The sequence below is a fragment of the Baaleninema sp. genome (genome assembly GCF_049974805.1).
Lineage (GTDB): Bacteria > Cyanobacteriota > Cyanobacteriia > Cyanobacteriales > Geitlerinemataceae > Baaleninema.
Genome location: NZ_JBNGCO010000048.1, coordinates 1 through 21,111 on the forward strand (window position 1 = coordinate 1; position 21,111 = coordinate 21,111).

Sequence of the window (21,111 nt, forward strand, 5' to 3'; positions counted from 1 at the left end):
CAAAAAAGAACAACATTACTACTTGAACGCCTAAAGGTTTAGAACGGCAAAAATCGCCGAATTAGACCCCGTAAAACATCTTCAAGTAGTTCAAAAGCGAACGCTTCAAACCAATCGTCTACATCAGAACTATCTACTTCTTCAGCATCGACTTCAGCAGGGGGATCGTCATCGATCGCCATATCCCGATCGCTGAATCCATCGACATCCTCAGCCAACTCTATAAAAGTATTCACAGGAATGGCGAAGTTAAACCCGGTTTTCGCCTCTTCCTGTCCTTGCGTACCTTCCCGCGTGACGACTTCCGTGACCCCAGTGGTTTCTCCTTGACCGTGAATTCCCACCACGCGGCCGCTCACATCAAAGACTGGACCGCCGCTCATCCCCCGTCGCGTCACCGCATCGTAACGCAGCAGATAGCCTTCTTCATCACTAGACCGAACGTTGCTGATAATCCCGTTGGTGAAACTATACTCCCGTTCTTCACCGGGCGTACCGGGAAGCGGGTATCCCGAGATGTAAATCCCCGAACCGACCGTGGCTTCCTCGGAATCCGTAACTGGAGCGATGGGATAGTCCTCGTCACTTTCAAACTGAACGATCGCCAGATCGATTCCCCGTTCGGGTTCGGGATCGAAATCTAAATTAATGACATTGGTGACAGTGTGACTGTTCTCGCGGGATGTTACGATCTCGTACTCGGAGTTGGGATTCGCCACAACATGGTTGGCGGTCAAGACGGTATAAGTCTCATCGTCTTTCGCGATAATAACTCCCGAACCTCCACTATTCGGGGCGAGAAGGTTGTTGATTTGTACCGTTGTGGGAATGGCAACGCGTGCTACCTCTCGCGCCGTTTGAGCGAAAGCCGATTGCGGAAAGGCCGTTCCGACGAGAACAGTTCCGACGGTCAGACCCAAAATTGGTGTAAAACGTTTCATCATGGTTTGAGGTCAGGCAAAATCCGGACAGGTTTATTCTTGGAGAGAATTGAGATCTTCGTCGCGAACAGTTTGCGGTTCGCGAGAAACTGGAGTGAGAGGAGTTTGCGGACGCACGACAGGCGGCGCGATGGTTGCGGGATTGCGCGGTGGCGGAGAAACGGTTGGTGTTGAAGACACCGGGGACAGGCCGGTGTAATAGTGAATGGGGACCCCAAGACTTGACGATTGCACGATTTCGAGTTCATCAGGGGTTGGGGAACTGCCATCGCGGTATTGGTAAGCGCTAAATCCGGGATCGCGCCCGCTAGTGCGGGCGTTTAACCCGATGAGTTCGCCCCGCCCGTTGAAAATCGGACCGCCGCTCATTCCCACGACGATAGGGTTGGTGTAGCCAAGTTGATAGCCCCCTAGAAGGGGTCGATCGAGCAGAACAGATACTTCACCGACATTCAAGGTAAAGTTAGTGATGCCGCGATCGATCGTCATAGGGCCGCCACCTCGCTCGTACAGGGGAAATCCGGCAGCGTAAGCCGTTTCGCCGACCTGCGGCAAGTTTTCGGCCAGTGGAACGACGGGATATTGACGCGAACTGCGAAATCGAACGACTGCCATATCGACTCCCGCAATCCGTCTTGGTTCGACGGACAGGGAATGGCGATGGCCGTCGTGGGTGAGAACGGTCAAGTTCTGGCGATTTTCGACAACGTGCCAGTTGGTTAAGACGGTGTAGGTATCGTTCGATCGATCGACGATCGCCCCAGATCCCGCCGCGTCCGAACTCACCACTCGTACTGTTACACGCCGCAATTGGGTTTCGTCTACCGCCGTGGTGTTCGGCGATTGTGCTGTGCGATCGCCGAATTTTGCTACTGTGTCGATCGCGGGTGCGGTCAGTCCTTCCGCCGAAATACCCCAGGATAACGCCAGCAGCAAGCTACTGACGAGTTCGATCGGTATTTTGGCAAGATGGGGTCGGTGAGTCATGGAGGAAAGGGTTTGGCGATCGCCGCATCGAGATTGACAATTGGCTGATGTTCTGGAGAACTCTGGGAAAACAAACGGAATTTTTCCGGAGTTGCCGAGGCAAGTTCGAGCGTCACGAACTCACTCTAGAGATCGCGCATTCCACCGCCATTGGAACTCGGTCGAGGTGCAGGTGCGGGGACGGCAGCAGGTGCAGGTGCCGTTTGAGGTGTAGGCGCTGAAGTGGTCGCCGGGGCATTGTCGTTGTAAAGGCGATCGCCCACATTAATATAAGGAACCTGGCCGCTTTCGTACTGAGAGGGTGTTGCCGCTTGACCTTCCCGCCACGCCATAAGAGTTTGCAGTGTTTGAATGACATCCGTTCCCGGACGCAGCGTATAGATTAAGTTTTCACACCGTCCGTTGACTTGGCTGGCAGTGCAAATCACATTTTCACCGTTCATACGTCCGGCGGTGATGTAGTAAAGCTGGCGATTCCGGCGGTAGGTTTCCATACGACCGCTCACTTCCCGACAGCGGGTTAGAGGGTCGTAGCCGGAACCCGTAAAGTGATGGGAAGCCCAGCGAATCCAGGGTTCCCACTCCCCGTTAGCACTTTGGTACATGGTCGTGGGGTACTGGCCGGCTTGCGTGTGACACCAGAACCCCCTTTGGCCGGGGCCAGGTTGTGCTTTCGTGGCATTTGGGAACAGAACCGCGCCACTAGCAACGGTTGCCAAGACGGTTAAGGTTTTTAGAAGGCGTTTCATGGTGAAGTTTCCTCGGTTATCAACAAGATCGAACAGTCACATCAATTCAGAAAAATTTAGGTGGACTGCGATCGCGCTTCATAATCCTCATTTATTCCTCCTTCAGGGGCTAAGCTGGCTCGTAATCGAACGTAACCTCGTAGCTCGTTCCTGCTCCATTCGGGTCGGCTTGCGAAACGATGACAAAGTATGTGTCGCTAAATATCGTTGTGCCGTTTCCTGTCCCCGTCACGTTTTGACTTATAAATTCAGGAGCAAGACCGGCATTTGTTGAAGAGGCAACTAAGGTATCAGCATCGTATTCTAATTCGCCATTAAAATTAGAATCGCGGTAAAGAGCGAGATTGACATCCTCCGTGATATTGCTCAAGCTTAGATTGAGGCTTCCTGTATCAGCCCAGGCATTAAATGGAAAGACATCCACTGAATCATTAGCTGAAGTCGAACCGAGGACTATTGGCTGCGTGCTATTTGAAACAAACGGACTGATAATATTGTTTGAATCTTCAGCAGAGAGAGGCTCCGCACTAATCTCAAACGAGTAAGACAATCCAGGCGTTCCACGGACTCCTACAAAATAAGTTCCATTTTCAACCTGCGCTGATACTGTTTCGAGTTCCTCATCAGGACGTCCGACAATATCTTCTCGCGTATCGATTTGACTCCTACCTACCTGCTCATCCAAATACTGTTGATAAATATCATCTCCTGTCAAATCTTGGGATAAATCAAGGCTAAAAGTTACCCCTTCCAGAGAGCCGACAGAAGAGGAGATTGTCACCGTACTCGGTTGGTTGACCTCAAATTGGAAGAAGGTAGGTGTGAAGCCGCCCAGAGAGTTTTCAGGAAGGAGCGTTCCTGAAGCAGACAAGTTCGATTCTCCTAGATTTCCTAAATCTTGCTCTTGAGGAGAACGTGAGGGTAGAGCGGCGCCCAAACTAATAATGTCTTCTTTACGAACTGCGGTTGAGGCTTCTCCAGGGAAGTCATTCAGAATAGCTAATTGCTCTTCAGTCGATCGAACTTGCAAAATGGCAGCTTGAGGTCCACCTCCTCGTCCCGAACCCAAAATATCAATGTCATCAATTGTTAAGCCTGAAGGAAGTTCGATAACATCCACTTGAGGAACGTAGTCGTCAATAACGGTTTCTTGGGTGTCGGTTAAGCGGAATACATCTTCTCCGGCTCCCCCAATTAAGGTATCGCCGCCACTGCTAATTAGGAGGTCGTTTCCACGATCGCCTTGTAAAAGATCGCTTCCAAAACCACCATCTAATGTATCGTTATCACGACCGCCAACGAGGGTGTCGGCTCCACTTGCACCTGAGATCAAATCGTTCCCAGCGTTTCCGAAATAAAGGCGAGAGACATTATCATTTAGTCCTATGTCATTACCATCGCCTAGGAATATGGCATCGATTCCTGGCGAACCTGACAGTGCGTTTTGCTGTTCGCTAGAGAGTTCGGCAAAATTTAAAACGTCATCGCCTGTTGTGGTGATGGCGAAATCGAAGTTAGAACCGGTCAGGATGTCTGAGAAAACCACGATCTTTCTATGTTTGAAAGTTTACTCTGTAGAATGAAGAAATCTGACGTGTTTACCTTTAAGGAATTGACAGAATTGCTTGGTGATTCTGCCTAAGCGGTAAAACCATCAATCTCATATCCAATGTCTGCCAAGATTGAAAGCTCTACCTCATTCGGAACCCATGCATCAGCTCCACCTCCAGCACCAATTAAAGACGGAACACCATTTACACTGCGGAATGAAGAAGAGGGATGACTGTAATTTGCAAAGGGAATTGGCTGACCATTATTAATCGATCGAGCGTTAGATCCAGTAAACGAACCATTTGCCTGTAGGTTATCGAAAGCTTCAGATGGCCCAATTCCTAAAACATGAGCGATTTCATGAACCGTCGTTAAAAATAGATCGGCGTCAAAGTCACCTTGAGGCCAACTAGAAAGATCGAGCGGATTGGAGGATGCTCGATAGGATGAGTTAACATCAAAAGCCACACTAGCGTAATAAGGCTCAAAGTCTAAATCTGAATCTCGATCTGGAATCTGGGAATCGGTTATTCCCACAGCTCCGTTCAGGGGACGTGCACCAACAAAAATCACAATGTCATCAATCTCGCGATCGAGTGTAGTGGTCGTAAACTCCCCAGTTGATGGGTTGACGAGTTCGATCGTTTCACCAGCAGAAATATTTGAGAACTCATCCAAAATGACTGATTCCCAAATTGTTGCTGCGGCTTCTAAAGTTGCACGTCGATTAGGATCGTCGAAAAATCCGGTAGTATCAAATCGGTAATCAAAGTCAATGTCAAACGTGCTAGGACGAGATGGTGCAAAAGGACGGTTTTCAAATTGCCCAACTTGTTCGTAATGGTCTGCTGCACTACTATATTCTCCGTTCAGCATTCCTGATGAGGCATCAAAGTTATAGACTAAGTAGTAATTTTTATCAAAGTTTGCTGGTAGCTGGAACGAACCACCACCTGTATCGCCACCACCTGTATCACCACCGCCTGTATCGCCACCCCCTGTATCGCCGGAACTGGTGGCATTTAGACTCAGGGAATAGGAACTCTCAGGTGCATCCTCAAAATAGGAAAAGACCCGCACGAAATATGTTCCACTGGTTAAAGATTGTGAAATAGATTCAGGTGTAGTTTCGGCTAAGTTTGACTGATTAATCAAACTATCCGTACCTAAATCTAAGCTACCATTCCCGTTACTGTCTTGATAAATTTCTAAATCGAGGTCTTGTGTTAGATCGGACAGCGACAGGGATAGGGAATTTGAGTTTTGTAGCGAAAATTGATAGATATCTCCCAATTCTCCACCGGCGATCGCACCACTGCGAGACAGTTGGCTCCCGTCAAGTTGTCCTAAAACTTCGTTGTTGCTCGACCCACCACCTGTGTCACCGCCACCTGTGTCACCGCCGCCTGTGCCACTAGACCCGAAAAACTCGAGACGTTGCTCGACTGCTGCAACAGCACTTTCATCTTGAATAAAAGGACCGGTGACAAAGGTGAGTAGCTCTAACGTTCCATTGACTTGCCGGGCAATTTGAACGGAGGGTACGCTACCGTAAAGCGAGCCAAATCGCACGTCAACGTCACTTGGTGCTGTATCGACGATGCCGATACGATCCTCACTCGGATCGAAGTCGATAATTTGTGGGTCGCGACCGCTGGACTCAGCAAAGATAAACAGATCGGCATCCAGACCCCCGGAGAGAGTATCCGTGTCAGCACCGCCAATTAGAGTATCTTCACCCCGATCGCCACTGAGAAAATCTTCGCCAGCATTCCCTTCGAGTAGGTCAGCGTCCTGTCCGCCGAATAAGAGATCGGAGCCATCGCCACCCAGAACGGTGTCACTTTGTCTGTTGCCAAACAACATATCGTCACCGCTTCCCCCGATAACAGTATCGGCATCGCGACCTGCCGCGATGGTATCAGCATTTTCGCCGCCGTCGATATAGTCGTTTCCGACGTTCCCGAAGTAGATTCGCGCTCCCGCATCATCTTGCGCCACGTCGTTTCCGCCGCCGAGGACGATCGCATCGATTCCTGGCGAACCTGCTAGTGTGCTTTGCTGTTCGCTAGAGAGTTCGGCAAAGTTTAAAACGTCATCGCCTGGTGTGGTGATGGCGAAATCGAAGTTGGAACCTGTGATGATATCTGAAAAAAACATGATTGTTGGGTGTCACATTGTTGTGATTTTTTGGAAATCGTGGTGGAATATAATCCGATGCCATCAAATTCGGGAAAGGATCGGATTGCGAGTTACAACTCAGAACTAAGCCGAGAAAACCTGAGTCCAGTAGTGATTATGATTGACATTCCCCGTATCGTTTTCGAGGAAGTAATGACCCACCCCCAACTGGGTAAATTCTGGATTTAAAATCGCCTCACGGTGACCTTGAGTGCTATTCATCCAACCTTCCATCACGGCTTCAGGTGTGGTTTGACCTGCGGCGATATTCTCGGCACTGCGACCTTGAAATTGGAAACCGGCTGCTTCCATTCGGTCGGTAAAGTCAGAACCATCGGCTCCGGTATGGCTGTAAAAATCCTGCAACGCCATATTTTGACTGTGGGTTTCTGCCGCCTGAGCCAGACGAGACTCAAAACTCAAAGGTTGTAAACCTACGTTCCCTCGTTCCTGATTTACTAAGTCGAGAACTCGCTGCTCGAACTCCTCAGAACTATAGTTTCCACTGGAACCGCCACCACTCGAACCCGTCGCACTTAATGTCAAGGTGTAGGGACTTTCTGAGTCTTGTCCTTGATAGAGGAAAACGCGAGCGAGATAATTTCCACTGTTGAGAGATTGAGAGATCGATTCACCTGATGTTCCTCCATTGTTAGAAAAGTTAAGATACGTATCCGTCCCCACATCCAAGCGACCGTTGTTGTTTGTATCTTGGTACAGTTCTAAATCAACATCCTGCGTGAATCCATTAGCACTTAGAGAGACTTGCTGAGTCTGAGAAAGCGAGAAAGTGTAGATGTCTTCAAATTCTGGCTTCGTTGGTGAAACCGTTCCACTCCTCGAAATAGGTGCGTTGCTTCCAAGAGTTCCCAGGTTGACCTGCGATTGTCCAGTTCCTCCACCACCATTGTCAGACGAAAAGTCAAGACTTTGAGAAACAGTCTCGACATTTATAGCAGCGTCGTATCGCACAACAAAAGCAAGGGATTGCTCAGTGCTGATACGTTCGATCTGGATAACCGGGATATCAGGTTCGCCGATAAATCCAAGCACCGCTAACCCGACCGTAATATCATCGACTGGAACACTGCCGAGGTCGATGCGATCCTGACCGACTTCAAAATCTGAAACGAGTGCAGCCGATAAACTGCTGTCAGAAATTTCAAAGATATCTGCACCAGCGCCTCCGAGTAACGTATCGTTTTCGTTGGCAACGAGCCGGTCATTTCCCAAGTCACCAAGGAGTAAGTCACTACCGACGCCACCATCAATAACATCGCTATCTTGACCGCCAAGGATGGTATCGTTTCCTCTACCTCCAAGAAGCTCGTCTTCACCTAAATTGCCAAAGATCAAGTCGTCGCCAGACGAACCGCTGATACTATCGGTATCGCGTCCTCCCGATAGCGTATCGCCACCCGAACCGCCCCAGATTGTATCGTTACCTGCATTACCAAAATAGATGCGCGAATCTGGCTCGATATTCTTTGCCAGATCGTTTCCTCCGCCAAGGATGATGACATCGGTGCCAGGCGAGCGATCGAGTTGTGTTTGTTGACTGAAAGGAACTTGGTCGTAATATAAGGTATCGTTCCCGTCTGACATGAAGGCAAAGTCATAGTCAGAACCTTGAATGATGGTGGTAAATGGGGTGATTACATCGATGATTTCCATTGCTTCTATAATTTTTATCTTGGTTAATTTTTTGGATCTGAATGTTGGGGTTTGAAAATCGCCAAGGCGAACTGGACTTCGGTGTTCGTTAACCCCTGGGTAAATCGAACATTTCCCTCGCAAACAGCTTTTTGTTACCTCGCAATTGAACGATCGAGCCTTGTCGATTGTTTCAATTTTTAGCAATATCAGTGTATCTACTGATATAATTTGAGATTTGGTTAAAGTCTCTGTGTTTTTTTCGTAAAAAATTCTATCGAATTCAGTATTGTTTCGTAAAACAACAAGAAAAAACACTGAAAGCAAAGGGTTCGATCGAGCAATACTGGCTCAAGCAAAATTCGCCAGAAACGTTATTCAAAGCGAGTTGCAGCGAATAACCTGAAAATCTTTGCCTGAAGAATAACACGGGTTCTATGTCTGACGACTCGAACGTTAAAAAACGCAACCAAAAAATCGGAAAAAGTCGGTTGTTAATAGCAAGCCTTTCAAAAAGTCGGTAAAAGTAGGTTAAACTCATAGGGACTTAAGCTCAGGATTTATTGTCATGAAAAACCAACGAGAAGTCCATCGCGCTATTGCCTACCTAAATCAAACCTTAAAAGAGCATAAGGGAACTGTTTTAAGTGACGTTCAAGAAGCAGTGGTTCGAGGTGCAATGGAGGGTTTTACCTACGAAAAAATGGCGCAACAGGAGGGATATCACTATGGCGAAAAATACTTAAAAGAAGTCGGAAGCCAACTGTGGAAAGAGCTAGAAAGCTACTGGGGAGTCAAAGTCAGTAAACCCAAATTTCGAGCCGCCCTAAACGATCGAATGCGACGAAATCCCTTACCCGAAAGTACAGTTCCGTCTTACTCCCCGGTATTTCCCAACCGATATCAGTGGCACAACGCCTTCAAACCGATTTTGCTGCGAGCTTCCGAATACCAAGATTGGCTTCCCGGCTATAACGAACAATCCGATTTAGATGCTTACGAACAGGCGCTTTCGGAGATGTTTGCACGGTTGCAATATCTCGATCGCTACGAAGAACTGCGCCACCAATGGCGAGAAGTCCGAGGGATCGTCCACGTCTACGATTGGTCTGAATTGCGTCGAGATACCCTGAGTTGGTTGCTCGATCGCGCCGAACGTCTGGGAGAATCCAACCGCATCTGGCGCGATCGCGCCGAACTCGCCTGGGCGCATAGTGTCAGCGGTCGTCCGGGTGCTTCTTGGGAAGCTCTCGAACAGATGAAAACCCTGTGGAAACAAGTTCCCTCGGTCAATGTTTCCCCTTTAGCTCAATTCGAGCTGCTGGTTTACCTCTGCGCGACAACGCTCACTCTCAAGCAATTTGACGAAACCGCTCGTTGGTTGCGAGAAGCCGAGGAGATCCTGCGTCAAACTCCCGCCGACAAAAGCGATCGACGCTGGAAACGCTGCCAACTCGACCTGATTCACTATCAAGCCGAACAACGATCGGGAATTCAACAATGGAACGAAAGCGTCCGACTGTACGAGAAAGCCCTTCGGGAAGCCCGAGATTTAAAGTGCGATCGCGCTGTGACTCGCAATCTATTAGGCTTAGCGCAAGTGGAAATAGCTCGATCGCGCTCTGAAACCGCCCGACACTACCTAGACACCGGATTTGCCAACGTGTACAGTTGTTGCGATCGTCGCGGAATGTAGGTTTTTGCCAAAGAACAAATCCGTTTAGCCCGCGCCACGGGCGATCGAGAGCGAGTCGTCGAATGGCTAGACATGGCGCACAGCCAATTCCAAAGTCTGGGGATGACGGTACAAGTGCAGCGATCGAACCAGTTAATCTAGCAGAGACGGTAACATTCTCCCCCTTCGGTGGGATCGAACATCGCCGAACGGGGAGAGACGCTGTGAGTTTGAGATTTTAAAACATCTTGCCAATCTTGCAACTTCGATCGAACCTCAACGCCGAAATGCTGCTCGAACAACGCCATCGTCAAATCCAATCCCATCCCTTCATCCAACGGTTGCGATCGACGAGGTTGATGGTCGACGAATTCGCCCACCAAAAACCAACAGTCTTGGCGATAGCGGCGAGTGTCGAGTATGTGCAAGTGCCAAACCCGATCGACAATCATCGGCGGAACCAACCGCGTTTGAGGATATCGAGCCATTAATCCCCAAAACTGCTCGTACAGTTCCACAACTTCAAAAGCTTGACGCCTCGAGAGTCCCAGCAATATCCGAACGTCTTCGCATAACGTATCCGTATTCCACGCCGCCAGACGCGCCTCAACGTCGGTAGTGCGAGTTAAATTTTGGGATGGATTTATCGTTCCAGAAGCAGAGGGGGTGACAGTAGCCATAACAGTAGACAACCGATTTTGCATCGTTCTCGAACCTTCGCGAATCCTTGCGTTGACTTCTGTTATGGTTTCGGGAAGCGATCGCAAAATTATGCACCCCAGGAGACGACCCCGAACCGACAAGATCCCCGGCATCTCGAAGATGCCGGGGATCTGGAGTTCTGTGTAAGTGCCGTGCTGTATTAGTGGCTGTGGCTGTGGCCGTTATGGCTGTGGCTGTGGCTGTGGCCGTTATGATGGTGGTCGGGTTCAAACAAATCGTGGAACCGTTTCGCCCGTTCCTGACCCAACGCCGGATTCACCTCAAAGGCTTCCTCTGCCAACAACGCCTCGATTTGGGGGTTGGCCCACTCTGCCACCATTTCCAAAAATTCCGGTCGATCGTTAACACAGGGCATCTGCACGTAAGTCACATCGGGATGGCTTTTGTGAACCTCGTGAATCACGTGATGCACGTCCAGTAAGGTTTCGTGGTTTTCCGTCGCAAAGCCAATCGGCATCATCACAATGGCTTGGGCGCCTAACTGAATCAAATTCTCCGCCGCCTGTTTCGCGTCCGGTTGCGTCCATTCAATCAGCGGCGTATCGTGGTTGAGCCAGCCCACCGAAATCAGCGGATAGCGATACATCAAGCGTTCCCGAACTGCTTCGTACAACGCCTGACTTTCATCGATTCCCGAGGTGAAGCCTTTCGCTTTCATCGGACAGCCGTGGTTCATCAACACGATGCCAATTTGCGACGGGAGAAAACCCGCCGCCAGTTCTTCGGCGATTTTCTCTTCCACCATGTTCGCCATCAAGTCTATATAGGCGGGTTGGTTGAAGAACGAGGGAATATATTTCGATCCCTCCACCCAATGTTTGTCTTCGTCCGCCAGGTTCGCCAACGCCTTATTGACCTGTTCGACGGCGATTCCGCTGGTGAACACCGAATCGACGACCAAGAGCGGGTAAATTAATAATTTATTAAACCCTTGGGCTTTAATTTCGGCTAAAACCTGTTCGGGAAGATAGGGGGCGCAGAAGTTGAAGGCTTTAAACACCTTGACGCGATCGCCCCATTTGGCTTGAAGTTGTTCTTCGACACCGGCTCGTTGGCGCTCGAAAATGGCATTGTGGGGAGAAATAAAGTCGTTGTGTTGGTGTCCCCACTCGTGTCGATCAAAAATCGCCAGCAATCGCGCCAAGGGGGGATACAGCCAGTCGGGAACTGGGGCGAACTTCGCCGTCAGTAAGTTGAGAGCTTGCTCGTTATAATTGGCAAAATCTTCGTAACTTTCGACTTCGCCATAACCCATGAGGAGGACGGCGACGCGGTTATCGGATTGGACGGTGGGGGATTGGGGTTGAGCTTTGTCGCTGGGAGTTACTACCAAAGTCGATCTCTCCTATTGAAGCACTCGGATGTCGTACAGTTCTCGTACAGTCCTGTTCGATCGCAAACATAACACAGGTAAAACTTCGCGGGTTTCGCGGTTCTGGGGGTCTTGAGCGAAAAACGCTGCTTTTCCCACCCGTGAATTCAATCGATTACGGTTTGTAGATGACGATATATATTTGTCCCGGCGTTCACGATCGACACCTGAGCCAGAGCGGTTTGCAAGCTCTCGACCTGCCTCGCCATCGCTGTCTCGTCCTTCCTACAGACACGCACCCCCCTTACTCGCCGTTTCACGTTTTTCAATTTTTACAACAACAGGAGATTTCCCCGACAGATCCCCTAATTTTTTTAAGTTTCAGTGCGGGGGTTGTCGGCGCGATCGCAACAGCCTGGGGGTGGCGACAACTGGGGGGAACCGTGACCGCTTTTTTTGCTTGCGATGGCTGGGGGGTTCCTCTGTTTGGCGACTTTCCCATCTACCGCATCAGTCACGACCTGCAAACCCATCGCGAATCGTCGTTTCTCGGCGCGGGAGACGATCGATTTTACGCCGATCCCCCAGTTTCCCACCTGGAACTATGGGAACGTCCCGATCGCGCTGAGGGATGGTGGGTGACGCCGGACGGAATTCGATCGCGCCGCACCACCGCCGCCGAGTTTATTCGTGATTTACTACAAATTCACGAAGAACTTTTATAATCAAACCCGAGAAAACTGGTCTTTTCATCTTTTGTTGTGTTGGTTTCGTCAAACCGTTCGATCGAACGTTTCCGTTTCCGTCTCTGTCGCCTGAGCCTCGTGGGATTGCTAGGATTGACCCTGATGGGGTGCGATCGCATCGGGGGCTGGTTCTCCAACGCCAGCGAACCGCGTCTCGAACCCCTTCCCCAAGACCCCCAAGTTCGCGCCTATTTCAACCACAACCGCGCCGCTACTTACCGCGATCCCTACCGCGACATCCAGCGAGACGGAGACAACCTGGAACGGGAAATCGTCGAAACCCTGCAACAAGCCGAACGCCGCATCGACATCGCCGTTCAAGAACTGCGACTTCCGCAAATCGCGCGAACCCTCGCCGAACGCCACCAAGCCGGGGTTGAAGTGCGCGTCGTTCTCGAAAACAATTACAGTCGTCCTTGGAGCGATTACACCGCCGCCGAAGTGCGCCAGTTCGACGAACGCCAGCGATCGCGCTACGAGGACGGAATTCAACTGATTGACGAAAACGGAGACGGGGAACTTTCCCCCACCGAAATCCGCCAAAACGACGCCTTAGTGGTGCTTCGCAACGCTGGAATCCCGGTCATTGACGACACCGCCGACGGTTCCAAGGGTAGCGGTTTAATGCACCATAAATTCGCCGTGGTAGATGGACAAACGACGCTGGTGGGATCGGCGAATTTCACCCCGTCGGGAATTCACGGCGATCTCGACGAACCGGATAGTCGCGGGAACGCCAATCACCTGCTACGCATCGAGAGTTCGGAACTGGCGGCGATTTTCACGCAAGAATTCGAGTTGATGTGGGGAGACGGACCCGGACAAGAAGACGATAGCTTGTTCGGGTTGCAGAAACCGCCGCGTCCGGTGGAAAATCTCACCCTCGGCGATAATTTGGTATCGGTGAAGTTTTCGCCGACTTCGACTCGTTTACCTTGGGAGGCGACGACGAACGGACTCATCGCGCAAGCTCTCAGTCGCGCCAGGAATTCCATCGAACTGGCGTTGTTTGTTTTTTCCGAACAAGCGATCGCAGATGCGATCGCCAAGCGTCACCAAGACGGCGTAACGGTTCGCGCTCTCATCGATCCCAGTTTTGCGTATCGCAACTATTCTGAAGGTTTGGATATGTTGGGGGTGGCGCTGGCGGATAATCAATGTCGGTACGAGGAGGAGAACCAGCCTTGGGAGGAGGGGATTTCGACGGTTGGCGTTCCCGAACTTCCACCGGGAGATTTGTTACACCATAAATTCGCGATCGTGGACGATCGAACGGTCATTACTGGGTCTCATAATTGGTCGAACGCTGCTAACGTGCAGAACGATGAAACGCTATTGGTGATTCAAAATCCGGTTGTTGCGGCGCATTTCGAGCGAGAGTTCGATCGACTCTACGGGAATTCTATTTTAGGACTTCCCGAGAGCGTTGAAAATCGAATTCGCGATCGAGAGCGTCAATGTCCAAATCTTTAATACGGAATCCTTATCTTAAATAGCCGTTTCTCCAGGGTGCATCTCAAAAATTTAGAGCGAGTGGTTGTTGGGTTCCACTCCGTTCCACCCAACCTACAGAGTTTTTAAACGACAGAGTTTTTAAAACCCAAATTTTTGGGAATAGATGGAGTTTTCGGCTTACTTCAAATACAGGAACAAATTCAAGCCTGGAATCGTGCGGGAGAGAGTCCATAGCAACAGCGTCACGTACAGCAAGCCCAGTCCCCACTGATACCACGCCAAAGCACTCATTAAACCGGGAAGATGTCGGTCTCGCAAGCGAATATCGTTAAAACAAAACTTGAATAGATTGTTCAAACTAAAATCGTAATAGTTGAGCCAATTCCAGCGTCGATCGCATAGAATTGGCTCGAATCGATCGCGAAAAAAGGGAAATCTCGGCATAATCGGCAAACGTCCGATCGTCAAGCGCAGCTGTCGCATTCCCCCATCTTCAACAAAATAGGATAATTCCATTAAATCGTGATAGCGACCGTCTCGATATATTTTAAACAGTAAAATTCCAGGAACGGGAACGATCGCCGTCGTCAAACAGCCCAGCGTCAGCCAAGGTTGAGGAGAACTCCGAAACACTTCCATCAATCCCAAACCCACGATAACGATAAAACTAATCGACATCCATAGGGTTTCTTCAGATGTGGGAACGATGGGTTTGGGACGGCGGCGTCGAAAGCGATCGACCGCCCAAAATAAAACCGCAAAATAGCCAATTCCAATCGCGCCAACTCCGAAAACTAAGCTAAAACTGGTTCCGTATCGACTCAAAACTAACAAAATACTAATACCAGCGATTTTTAAAATAAGTTTTAAAATCCCGAATTTTGAGAGCGGAAGTGTGGCCACCAGGCGATCGCGCACTTTGACATAGGTGGATAAATCGATCGAATCCAAGTCTAAAATTTCACTAACGCTGGAAAAGGGTTGTTTTTGTCGTCGTTTGATGAGTTCGGCGGCTTGCATTTTAGAAAAGCCAATTACGCGCAAATTTTCAAAAGACGCCGTATTGAGATTCGTGCCAAATAACTTTTTAATCGACTCTGTTTGTGCCAAACGTACTTTTATATAATTCAGTTGATTGGCATCTTCAATTTGTTCGAGTTCGCGAAAATTACGAATCAAATTTCGCAATAAATTCTCATTTCCTTGTAAAATAGGAATAGAGATTTCGCGCCCGATCTGCCCGGGATTTCCCGTCAATTTTGCCGAATCCGAATCGAAGGTTAAATTCGAGAGATTCAGATAGGCTTTCGGGGAAAACTGCGTATCGCTAAAATCTGCCAGCGCCGACAAACTCGCCCCTCGGAGATTAACTGGACAATCGAACCGGGCTTCGCGAAAATTGACCGTCGCTAAAAAATTAGCGTTAGTCAAAAAGAGAAAATCAACAAATTTGGTTTTCGGGAACCAAGCGCGATCGCGCCATTCCGTTTTAGAAAAGTCCGCACTTCCCACAAACTTAACCCGCTCGAAATCCGTTGGTTTTTTAAAAGTATTTTGATGGAAATCCGTTGAATTCTCAAACGTCGCCCCAGCAAAGGAAACCGTCCCCTCAAATTGGACATTACTGGCGTTCAAAGCTCCGGAAAAAATGCTGTTGCGAAAACTAACAGTATCTAAAAACCGAGCGTTTGTCAGGCGCAAATCTTGACTGAAGCGGGCGTCCGAAGCGTTGGTTTTTCCCGCAAACACAGCACTGACGCCCTCGACGCGATCGAGAAAAAACGTATTCGTCAAATCCACATCGTTAAGAAATCGGGTTCGGGAAAAGTTCAAGCGTCCGCGAAACACCGTAACTTTTAAATCGTCCGTTTTCGACAAATCCGACTCCAATAACATCGATCGCGACAGTTGACGCAACTGAGACAACCGCTGTCGATCTCGATCGAGCTGTTTTCGTTCCTCCTCCGACAACAACCCCGACACCCGAGAACCGTAAAGCGGAACCTCCGTTCCCAACCGTCCGAAATCGAAACTTCCGCGAACCGTCGAACCGCTCAAATCCAACGCCAGCGGAGGATCGACTTGAGAAAGCTTTTGCTGGAGATCCTCAAAAAAGCGATCGCCAAACGAGTCCTTCTCCGAACGCAGATCGATCGCCAACTCCGTCAAATCCACCGTCGGAACGCCGTCGCGGAAAATAGGAGACTCCAGGCGATCGCGAAAAATCTCCTCCGTCAGCAGCGGGAGACTTCCCGAATCCGCCAACGCCGTATTAGAAATTCCCAAAAACGCGATCGCGAAGGCGGCGGCGATCGCCAAACCTTTCAAAACAAATTTCACAAAACCAGACAGGTAAGATAACCCTAGCAGATCGAGATAGAGAGTCATGCAAGTACAGACCCCCGATTGGGTAAAACATGCTGTGTTCTACCAAATCTTCCCCGATCGCTTCGCCCGAAGCAACAACGATCGATCGAACCTTTCAACAGCGTCACTACCCTTCGAACCCTGGGACGAACCGCCCACCCTACAAGGATACAAAGGCGGAAACCTCTGGGGGGTCATCGACAAACTGGACTATCTCCAAGACTTAGGCGTAACCGCCATTTACCTGACGCCGATATTCCAATCCGCCAGCAACCACCGCTATCACACCCACGACTACTATCGCATCGACCCAATTTTAGGGGGAAACGAAGCCTTCGACGCGCTCCTCGACGCCGCCCACCAACGTCAGATGAAAATCGTCATCGACGGCGTCTTCAACCACGCCAGTCGGGGCTTTTACTTTTTCAACGACATTCTCGAACACGGGCCTCACTCCCCCTGGTTAGACTGGTTTCGCGTCGTCAAATGGCCCGTATCCGCTTACGACGGCGAAAAACCCGCCAACTACGCCAGTTGGGTGGGAAACCGCGCCCTCCCGCAGTTCAACCACGATAACCCCGACGTGCGGGAGTACATCATGCAAATCGGAGAATACTGGATTCGCCAAGGCGTCGATGGCTGGCGTCTCGACGTTCCCTTTGAAGTCAAAACCCCGGGATTTTGGCAAGAATTTCGCGATCGCGTCAAAGCCGTCAACCCCGACGCCTACATCGTCGGCGAAGTCTGGCGAGACGCGCAAGAGTGGCTCGACGGGACGCAATTTGACGGGGTGATGAACTACCTGTTTACCGGGCCGACGATCGCCTTTACCGCAGGCGATCGCGTCCTTCGCGCCCTGGCCGAACCCCACGAATACGACCCTTATCCCCCCCTCGACGCCCAAGAATACGCCGCCAAAATCGAGAATCTTCTCGACTTGTATCCCTGGGAAATCCAACTGACGCAAATGAACCTCCTCGACAGTCACGACACGCCGCGACTGCTGACCCTAGCCGACGACGATCTCGACAGTTTAAAACTGGCGGTGTTGTTGAAAATGACCTTTCCCGGTGCCCCCTGTCTCTACTACGGCGACGAAGTGGGTTTGGCCGGCGGTAACGATCCCGATTGTCGGCGCACCTTTCCCGAACCCCAAGACTGGAATCGAGAGCTTCTCGAGTGGTATCGATCGCTGATTGCACTGCGCCATCGTTACGAAGCCTTGCGCGTCGGAGACTATCGGGTTCTGTTAGCCGAAGGAATGGTTTACGTTTTTTCTCGACGGTTGGACGACGAAGAGATCGTTATTGCTGTTAACGCCGGAACGGAAGCCGAAAGCGTCCGTCTCGAAGCCGTTTCGCCCCAAGCCAAATCTCGAAGCAACCCGCTGACGTTGCAGTTTGGAGCCGAGGAGATCGCCAAAACCCGACAGGTTGAAGGAGACCTGCTTTCGTTCGAGTTACCCCCGCGCAGCGGTTGTCTCTTTGCTTAAAGAAACGATAGCTTCGATCGATTCAGGGCGGGTTGTGTCGGTTAAGTTGCCGTTATAATATTTTGAAGCCGTTACGGCACTCTTTTGCAGTCTGAAACTTAGATACAGGAGGCGATAGAATGACCCAAGTGTTGGTCGGTGAAAACGAAGAAATCGAATCCGCACTGCGTCGGTTTAAACGTCAAGTTTCCAAAGCTGGCATCTTTGCCGATATCAAGCGTCGTCGCCACTACGAAACACCGATCGAGAAAAAGAAACGCAAGGCGATCGCGCGTCGCAAAAAGCGTTTTCGCTAACCCAACAGTTAGCTCCATATAGGCTTGCTTAAAAAACCCCGTCGCCACGTTGTATACGCAGCTACGGGGTTTCATCGGTTGTCCTCGTCAGGGCTGATTAGATGGCAAATCTATCCGTTCCGTTGCGCGGGCGGTGGAGGTGTCCCGGAGAGGGCTGAAGCCGGCCGTCTTCGAGGTAGGTGACGCGATCGGCAATATCGAGAATGCGGGTATCGTGCGTCACCATCAACACCGTGACCCCTTCTTCCTTCGCCAGACGACGCAAGAGGGCCATGACATCGTGACCGCTTTGAGAATCGAGGGCGGCGGTGGGTTCGTCAGCCATAATCATTTCCGGTTGGCTGACGAGGGCGCGGGCGATGGCGACGCGCTGCTTTTGACCGCCGGACAAATTGCGCGGTAGGCTATCGGTTTTATCCCCGAGTCCCACCTGTTCTAACATTTGGCAAGCCGCTAGACGAGCTTTGCGTCCGCGAATACCTTTGAGGTTGAGGGCGACTTCCACGTTTTCCGCCGCAGTGAGGGCGGGAAAGAGATTAAAACCTTGGAAAATGAAGCCGATGCGATCGAGCCGGAATCGAGACAGCGCCTTACGGGACATCTGGGTGATATTTTCCCCGAGGAGATAGACGCTTCCGGCGGTGGGGGCGAGGAGTCCTGCCAAAATCGAGAGTAGGGTGGTTTTACCCGAACCCGACGGCCCCATTAACAGTTGAACCTGACCGCGTTCGATATCTAAGTCGATTTCCTTCAACACGGTATATGTCTTATCGCCAGCTTGAAAGGACATTTCAATTCCCCGAGCGGAGATAGCTGTTTCGCTGACGTCTCGCACGGTTGCGATCGAGGTCGAAGTCGGCCTCTGAGTAGACACCGGAATATTAACTGGAGAAACAATCATTGATTTGTGGGTTCTAGCACGAGCGAGAAGAGCGTTTCGAGCTAATGACGTTTTGCCCGAGACGATCGATCGAGGTCGAAATCGAGCCAGCGAACCAAGGGTATGTCGCCTCGCGTTCGGGCAGCCGTGTGAGGGAAAAATCGGAAAAGTAGCTCCATCTTTAACGATTTCTCAGGGCATTTCAAGGCGAAAACCGTAAAACCCGTACTTTTACGGTTAAGCTTTGAAGACAATTGCCGGATCGACGCGCATCACTTTTTGAATGGCGAACACGCCAGAGCCGACGCACATCATCACCGTCAATCCGAAGACTCCCGCCGCCGTGGCTGGCGTGATGAGGATGATAATACCCATCGAGGAAGCCGCCCACTTCGAGAGTCCGAGACACAGCACCATACCCGGTACGTATCCCAGGACTGCCATCCAGAGCGCCTGTTCTATAATTACGCGGTACAAGGTCCAATCCGATGCCCCCATCGCTTTGAGGGTGCCGAATTCCTTGATTCGATCGGAGACGGAGGAGTAGAGAATTTGGCCGACGATGGCGATGCCAACGACGACCCCCAATCCCGCCCCAAATCCCAACACGAAGCCGATACCCGTGCGTTTTTGCCAGTAGTCGCGAGTCCGTTGGGCGATTTCTTCCCGCGTGTAGGCGACGGTTCCCGGTAGTGCGGCTTCGAGTTTTTGTTTGAGATCTTGCAAATCTCGCCCCTCCTCGGCTCGAATTAGAAGATGAGTCATCGTATCCGAGCGGTTGAGCGGACGGGGAGACGGCGGTGGCGTGGTTTCGGTGGGGGACTCGGACTGTTTTTCGTAGGTGTTGCTACAGTCGATGTTGCCATCGGCGTCCACCGTACAACTGACGGAGGTACCGATTTGCGTCGTCGCGTAAGTATTGGCGGTTTCTAAGGAGGTAAAGGCGAAAACGCTCGAGGCGATCGACTGCGTTCCTTCTGTCAGTCCCACTACCTCGGCGGGAAGGGAGTTAATCTGACCAGATTGGCCGATTCCCTCGAGGTTGAGGGAATCCAGTTGAGAGCGATCGACCACGATCGTATAGGGTTCCTGTAACGCGCTAACGCTACCTTCTACGACGTTCCAGGGGGCAAAGAGTTCGCCACCGGGATCGAAGCCGATCAGACGCAGCGGCGCGATATTCCCCCCAGGTTCGTACCACTTACCGCCAGAGAGCAGCAGCGGTTCAGCCAGTTCCACGCCGTCGATTTCCCGAGCTTGAAACAACAGTTCCATCGGTAACGGCGGCGTCAGCTCGAAATACACCATCTCTTCGGAGGAGACCCAAATATCGGCGTTCGATTTATCGAGGATGAGAGCTGTCGATTTGAGAAACCCCCGAAAAATCCCGGTTTGAACGGTGACGAGGGTTACGGCGAACAAAATTCCGGCTTGGGCGACGAGGAAGCGAGGGATATCTTCGAGTAGGTTTTTGCGAGCGATGGAGGCCATACGCGAGGTGTTCGAGGGAGGGCTTAGGGGCGGGACGGTGAGGCTTTCACCCTGTATGTTACGGGGGAAAGTGTACTGCTACTTCTAGCGTAATGGAGGATTTGAAAGTCGCACATTCGCGGATTGACTTTTTAATAAAAATATGCAAGGGAATAGGGTTGACCGCCAAATCTCAGATCGGTAAATGGCTGCCGGAGATGCCAGGGATCTCGATCGAATCCCCATACATCTAAGTGCATATCTTATGTGTTTTGTCAACCCTAGATCTCGAAAAGTTTTCTGCACCACTGAGCCTCATTACCTCATGACCTCATCAAGCGGTAGGGCGAACCTCGAAGCGGGCCAGTCCTTGGGGGTCTTCTGAGGAAATGGATAAATCGGTCACTTCTGCCGAGAGCGGCCCTTGACGACACCAGGCCACGGCTTGCTCGACGGCGGTCACTTTACCTTCAAACACAGCTTCAACGCGGCCGTCGGAGCGATTTCGTACCCAACCGGAGAGTCCCAACTGCTCGGCTTGTTGGCGCGTCGAGTAGCGGAATCCCACTCCTTGCACGGTTCCCGAAATCAAGAGGCGAACGCGGGTTTGTGTCGATTCGTTGACTGTCATAA

The 21,111-nt window shown here is 50.8% G+C and carries 17 protein-coding genes; 5 read left to right on the forward strand and 12 right to left on the reverse strand.

The window, feature by feature from the left end; genetic code table 11:
• Positions 1–38: 38 nt before the first annotated feature.
• From ACP5D4_RS11000 to ACP5D4_RS11025, 6 genes are all read right to left on the reverse strand, one after another.
• Positions 39–944, reverse strand: coding sequence for a S1 family peptidase (locus tag ACP5D4_RS11000; RefSeq protein ID WP_428011674.1), 906 nt, complete (start codon positions 942–944; stop codon positions 39–41).
• Between the two features lie 30 nt (positions 945–974).
• The gene (locus ACP5D4_RS11005; RefSeq protein WP_428011675.1) at positions 975–1,928 is read right to left on the reverse strand and encodes a S1 family peptidase; all 954 of its coding nucleotides are present in this window, start codon (positions 1,926–1,928) and stop codon (positions 975–977) included.
• A 125-nt stretch (positions 1,929–2,053) separates the two neighbouring features.
• Positions 2,054–2,677, reverse strand: a complete 624-nt coding sequence (locus tag ACP5D4_RS11010; RefSeq protein WP_428011676.1) for a COP23 domain-containing protein — start codon at positions 2,675–2,677, stop codon at positions 2,054–2,056.
• A gap of 109 nt (positions 2,678–2,786) precedes the next feature.
• Entirely contained in the window at positions 2,787–4,223 is a 1,437-nt protein-coding gene (locus ACP5D4_RS11015; protein ID WP_428011677.1) for a calcium-binding protein, read from the reverse strand.
• Between the two features lie 92 nt (positions 4,224–4,315).
• Positions 4,316–6,388, reverse strand: a complete 2,073-nt coding sequence (locus tag ACP5D4_RS11020) for a calcium-binding protein (RefSeq protein ID WP_428011678.1) — start codon at positions 6,386–6,388, stop codon at positions 4,316–4,318.
• A gap of 105 nt (positions 6,389–6,493) precedes the next feature.
• Positions 6,494–8,380, reverse strand: coding sequence for a CAP domain-containing protein (locus tag ACP5D4_RS11025; RefSeq protein ID WP_428011702.1), 1,887 nt, complete (start codon positions 8,378–8,380; stop codon positions 6,494–6,496).
• Positions 8,381–8,630: 250 nt separating this feature from the next.
• On the opposite strand from ACP5D4_RS11025, the gene ACP5D4_RS11030 reads away from it, so the two are divergent.
• Complete coding sequence (locus tag ACP5D4_RS11030; RefSeq protein WP_428011679.1) at positions 8,631–9,758, forward strand: hypothetical protein; 1,128 nt, start codon at positions 8,631–8,633, stop codon at positions 9,756–9,758.
• Positions 9,759–9,895: 137 nt separating this feature from the next.
• On the opposite strand, the gene ACP5D4_RS11035 is transcribed toward ACP5D4_RS11030, so the two are convergent.
• A complete protein-coding gene (locus ACP5D4_RS11035) occupies positions 9,896–10,441 on the reverse strand; it encodes a glycine-rich domain-containing protein (protein ID WP_428011680.1) in 546 nt (181 codons plus the stop codon).
• Between the two features lie 158 nt (positions 10,442–10,599).
• Positions 10,600–11,793: a ferrochelatase gene (locus ACP5D4_RS11040; RefSeq protein WP_428011681.1), complete on the reverse strand. Its 1,194-nt coding sequence runs from the start codon at positions 11,791–11,793 to the stop codon at positions 10,600–10,602.
• Positions 11,794–11,960: 167 nt separating this feature from the next.
• On the opposite strand from ACP5D4_RS11040, the gene ACP5D4_RS11045 reads away from it, so the two are divergent.
• Both ACP5D4_RS11045 and ACP5D4_RS11050 read left to right on the forward strand, forming a co-directional pair.
• Positions 11,961–12,497, forward strand: coding sequence for a hypothetical protein (locus ACP5D4_RS11045; protein WP_428011682.1), 537 nt, complete (start codon positions 11,961–11,963; stop codon positions 12,495–12,497).
• A gap of 36 nt (positions 12,498–12,533) precedes the next feature.
• Complete coding sequence (locus tag ACP5D4_RS11050) at positions 12,534–13,991, forward strand: phospholipase D-like domain-containing protein (RefSeq protein WP_428011683.1); 1,458 nt, start codon at positions 12,534–12,536, stop codon at positions 13,989–13,991.
• A gap of 159 nt (positions 13,992–14,150) precedes the next feature.
• Here ACP5D4_RS11050 and ACP5D4_RS11055 read toward each other — a convergent pair whose 3' ends face one another.
• Positions 14,151–16,313: a pentapeptide repeat-containing protein gene (locus ACP5D4_RS11055; protein WP_428011684.1), complete on the reverse strand. Its 2,163-nt coding sequence runs from the start codon at positions 16,311–16,313 to the stop codon at positions 14,151–14,153.
• A 46-nt stretch (positions 16,314–16,359) separates the two neighbouring features.
• On the opposite strand from ACP5D4_RS11055, the gene ACP5D4_RS11060 reads away from it, so the two are divergent.
• Positions 16,360–17,832 carry a glycoside hydrolase family 13 protein gene (locus ACP5D4_RS11060; RefSeq protein WP_428011685.1) on the forward strand — a complete coding sequence of 491 codons (1,473 nt, stop codon included), beginning with the start codon at positions 16,360–16,362 and terminating at the stop codon, positions 17,830–17,832.
• A gap of 119 nt (positions 17,833–17,951) precedes the next feature.
• Positions 17,952–18,128, forward strand: a complete 177-nt coding sequence (rpsU, locus tag ACP5D4_RS11065; RefSeq protein ID WP_428011686.1) for a 30S ribosomal protein S21 — start codon at positions 17,952–17,954, stop codon at positions 18,126–18,128.
• A 97-nt stretch (positions 18,129–18,225) separates the two neighbouring features.
• Here rpsU and ACP5D4_RS11070 read toward each other — a convergent pair whose 3' ends face one another.
• From ACP5D4_RS11070 to ACP5D4_RS11080, 3 genes are all read right to left on the reverse strand, one after another.
• Positions 18,226–18,918 carry an ABC transporter ATP-binding protein gene (locus ACP5D4_RS11070; protein ID WP_428011703.1) on the reverse strand — a complete coding sequence of 231 codons (693 nt, stop codon included), beginning with the start codon at positions 18,916–18,918 and terminating at the stop codon, positions 18,226–18,228.
• A gap of 327 nt (positions 18,919–19,245) precedes the next feature.
• The gene (locus tag ACP5D4_RS11075) at positions 19,246–20,499 is read right to left on the reverse strand and encodes an FtsX-like permease family protein (protein ID WP_428011687.1); all 1,254 of its coding nucleotides are present in this window, start codon (positions 20,497–20,499) and stop codon (positions 19,246–19,248) included.
• A gap of 313 nt (positions 20,500–20,812) precedes the next feature.
• Positions 20,813–21,109 (reverse strand): acylphosphatase, encoded by a 297-nt coding sequence (locus ACP5D4_RS11080; protein WP_428011688.1) that lies wholly within the window; start codon positions 21,107–21,109, stop codon positions 20,813–20,815.
• Positions 21,110–21,111: the final 2 nt, after the last annotated feature.

Bases quoted from the DNA above. Each gene is read 5' to 3' on its own strand.
- ACP5D4_RS11000 (WP_428011674.1), bottom strand. From the start codon at position 944: ATGATGAAACGTTTTACACCAATTTTGGGTCTGACCGTCGGAACTGTT.
- ACP5D4_RS11005 (WP_428011675.1), bottom strand. From the start codon at position 1,928: ATGACTCACCGACCCCATCTTGCCAAAATACCGATCGAACTCGTCAGT.
- ACP5D4_RS11010 (WP_428011676.1), bottom strand. From the start codon at position 2,677: ATGAAACGCCTTCTAAAAACCTTAACCGTCTTGGCAACCGTTGCTAGT.
- ACP5D4_RS11020 (WP_428011678.1), bottom strand. From the start codon at position 6,388: ATGTTTTTTTCAGATATCATCACAGGTTCCAACTTCGATTTCGCCATC.
- ACP5D4_RS11030 (WP_428011679.1), top strand. From the start codon at position 8,631: ATGAAAAACCAACGAGAAGTCCATCGCGCTATTGCCTACCTAAATCAA.
- ACP5D4_RS11035 (WP_428011680.1), bottom strand. From the start codon at position 10,441: ATGCAAAATCGGTTGTCTACTGTTATGGCTACTGTCACCCCCTCTGCT.
- ACP5D4_RS11045 (WP_428011682.1), top strand. From the start codon at position 11,961: ATGACGATATATATTTGTCCCGGCGTTCACGATCGACACCTGAGCCAG.
- ACP5D4_RS11060 (WP_428011685.1), top strand. From the start codon at position 16,360: ATGCAAGTACAGACCCCCGATTGGGTAAAACATGCTGTGTTCTACCAA.
- rpsU (WP_428011686.1), top strand. From the start codon at position 17,952: ATGACCCAAGTGTTGGTCGGTGAAAACGAAGAAATCGAATCCGCACTG.
- ACP5D4_RS11070 (WP_428011703.1), bottom strand. From the start codon at position 18,918: ATGTCCTTTCAAGCTGGCGATAAGACATATACCGTGTTGAAGGAAATC.
- ACP5D4_RS11075 (WP_428011687.1), bottom strand. From the start codon at position 20,499: ATGGCCTCCATCGCTCGCAAAAACCTACTCGAAGATATCCCTCGCTTC.
- ACP5D4_RS11080 (WP_428011688.1), bottom strand. From the start codon at position 21,109: ATGACAGTCAACGAATCGACACAAACCCGCGTTCGCCTCTTGATTTCG.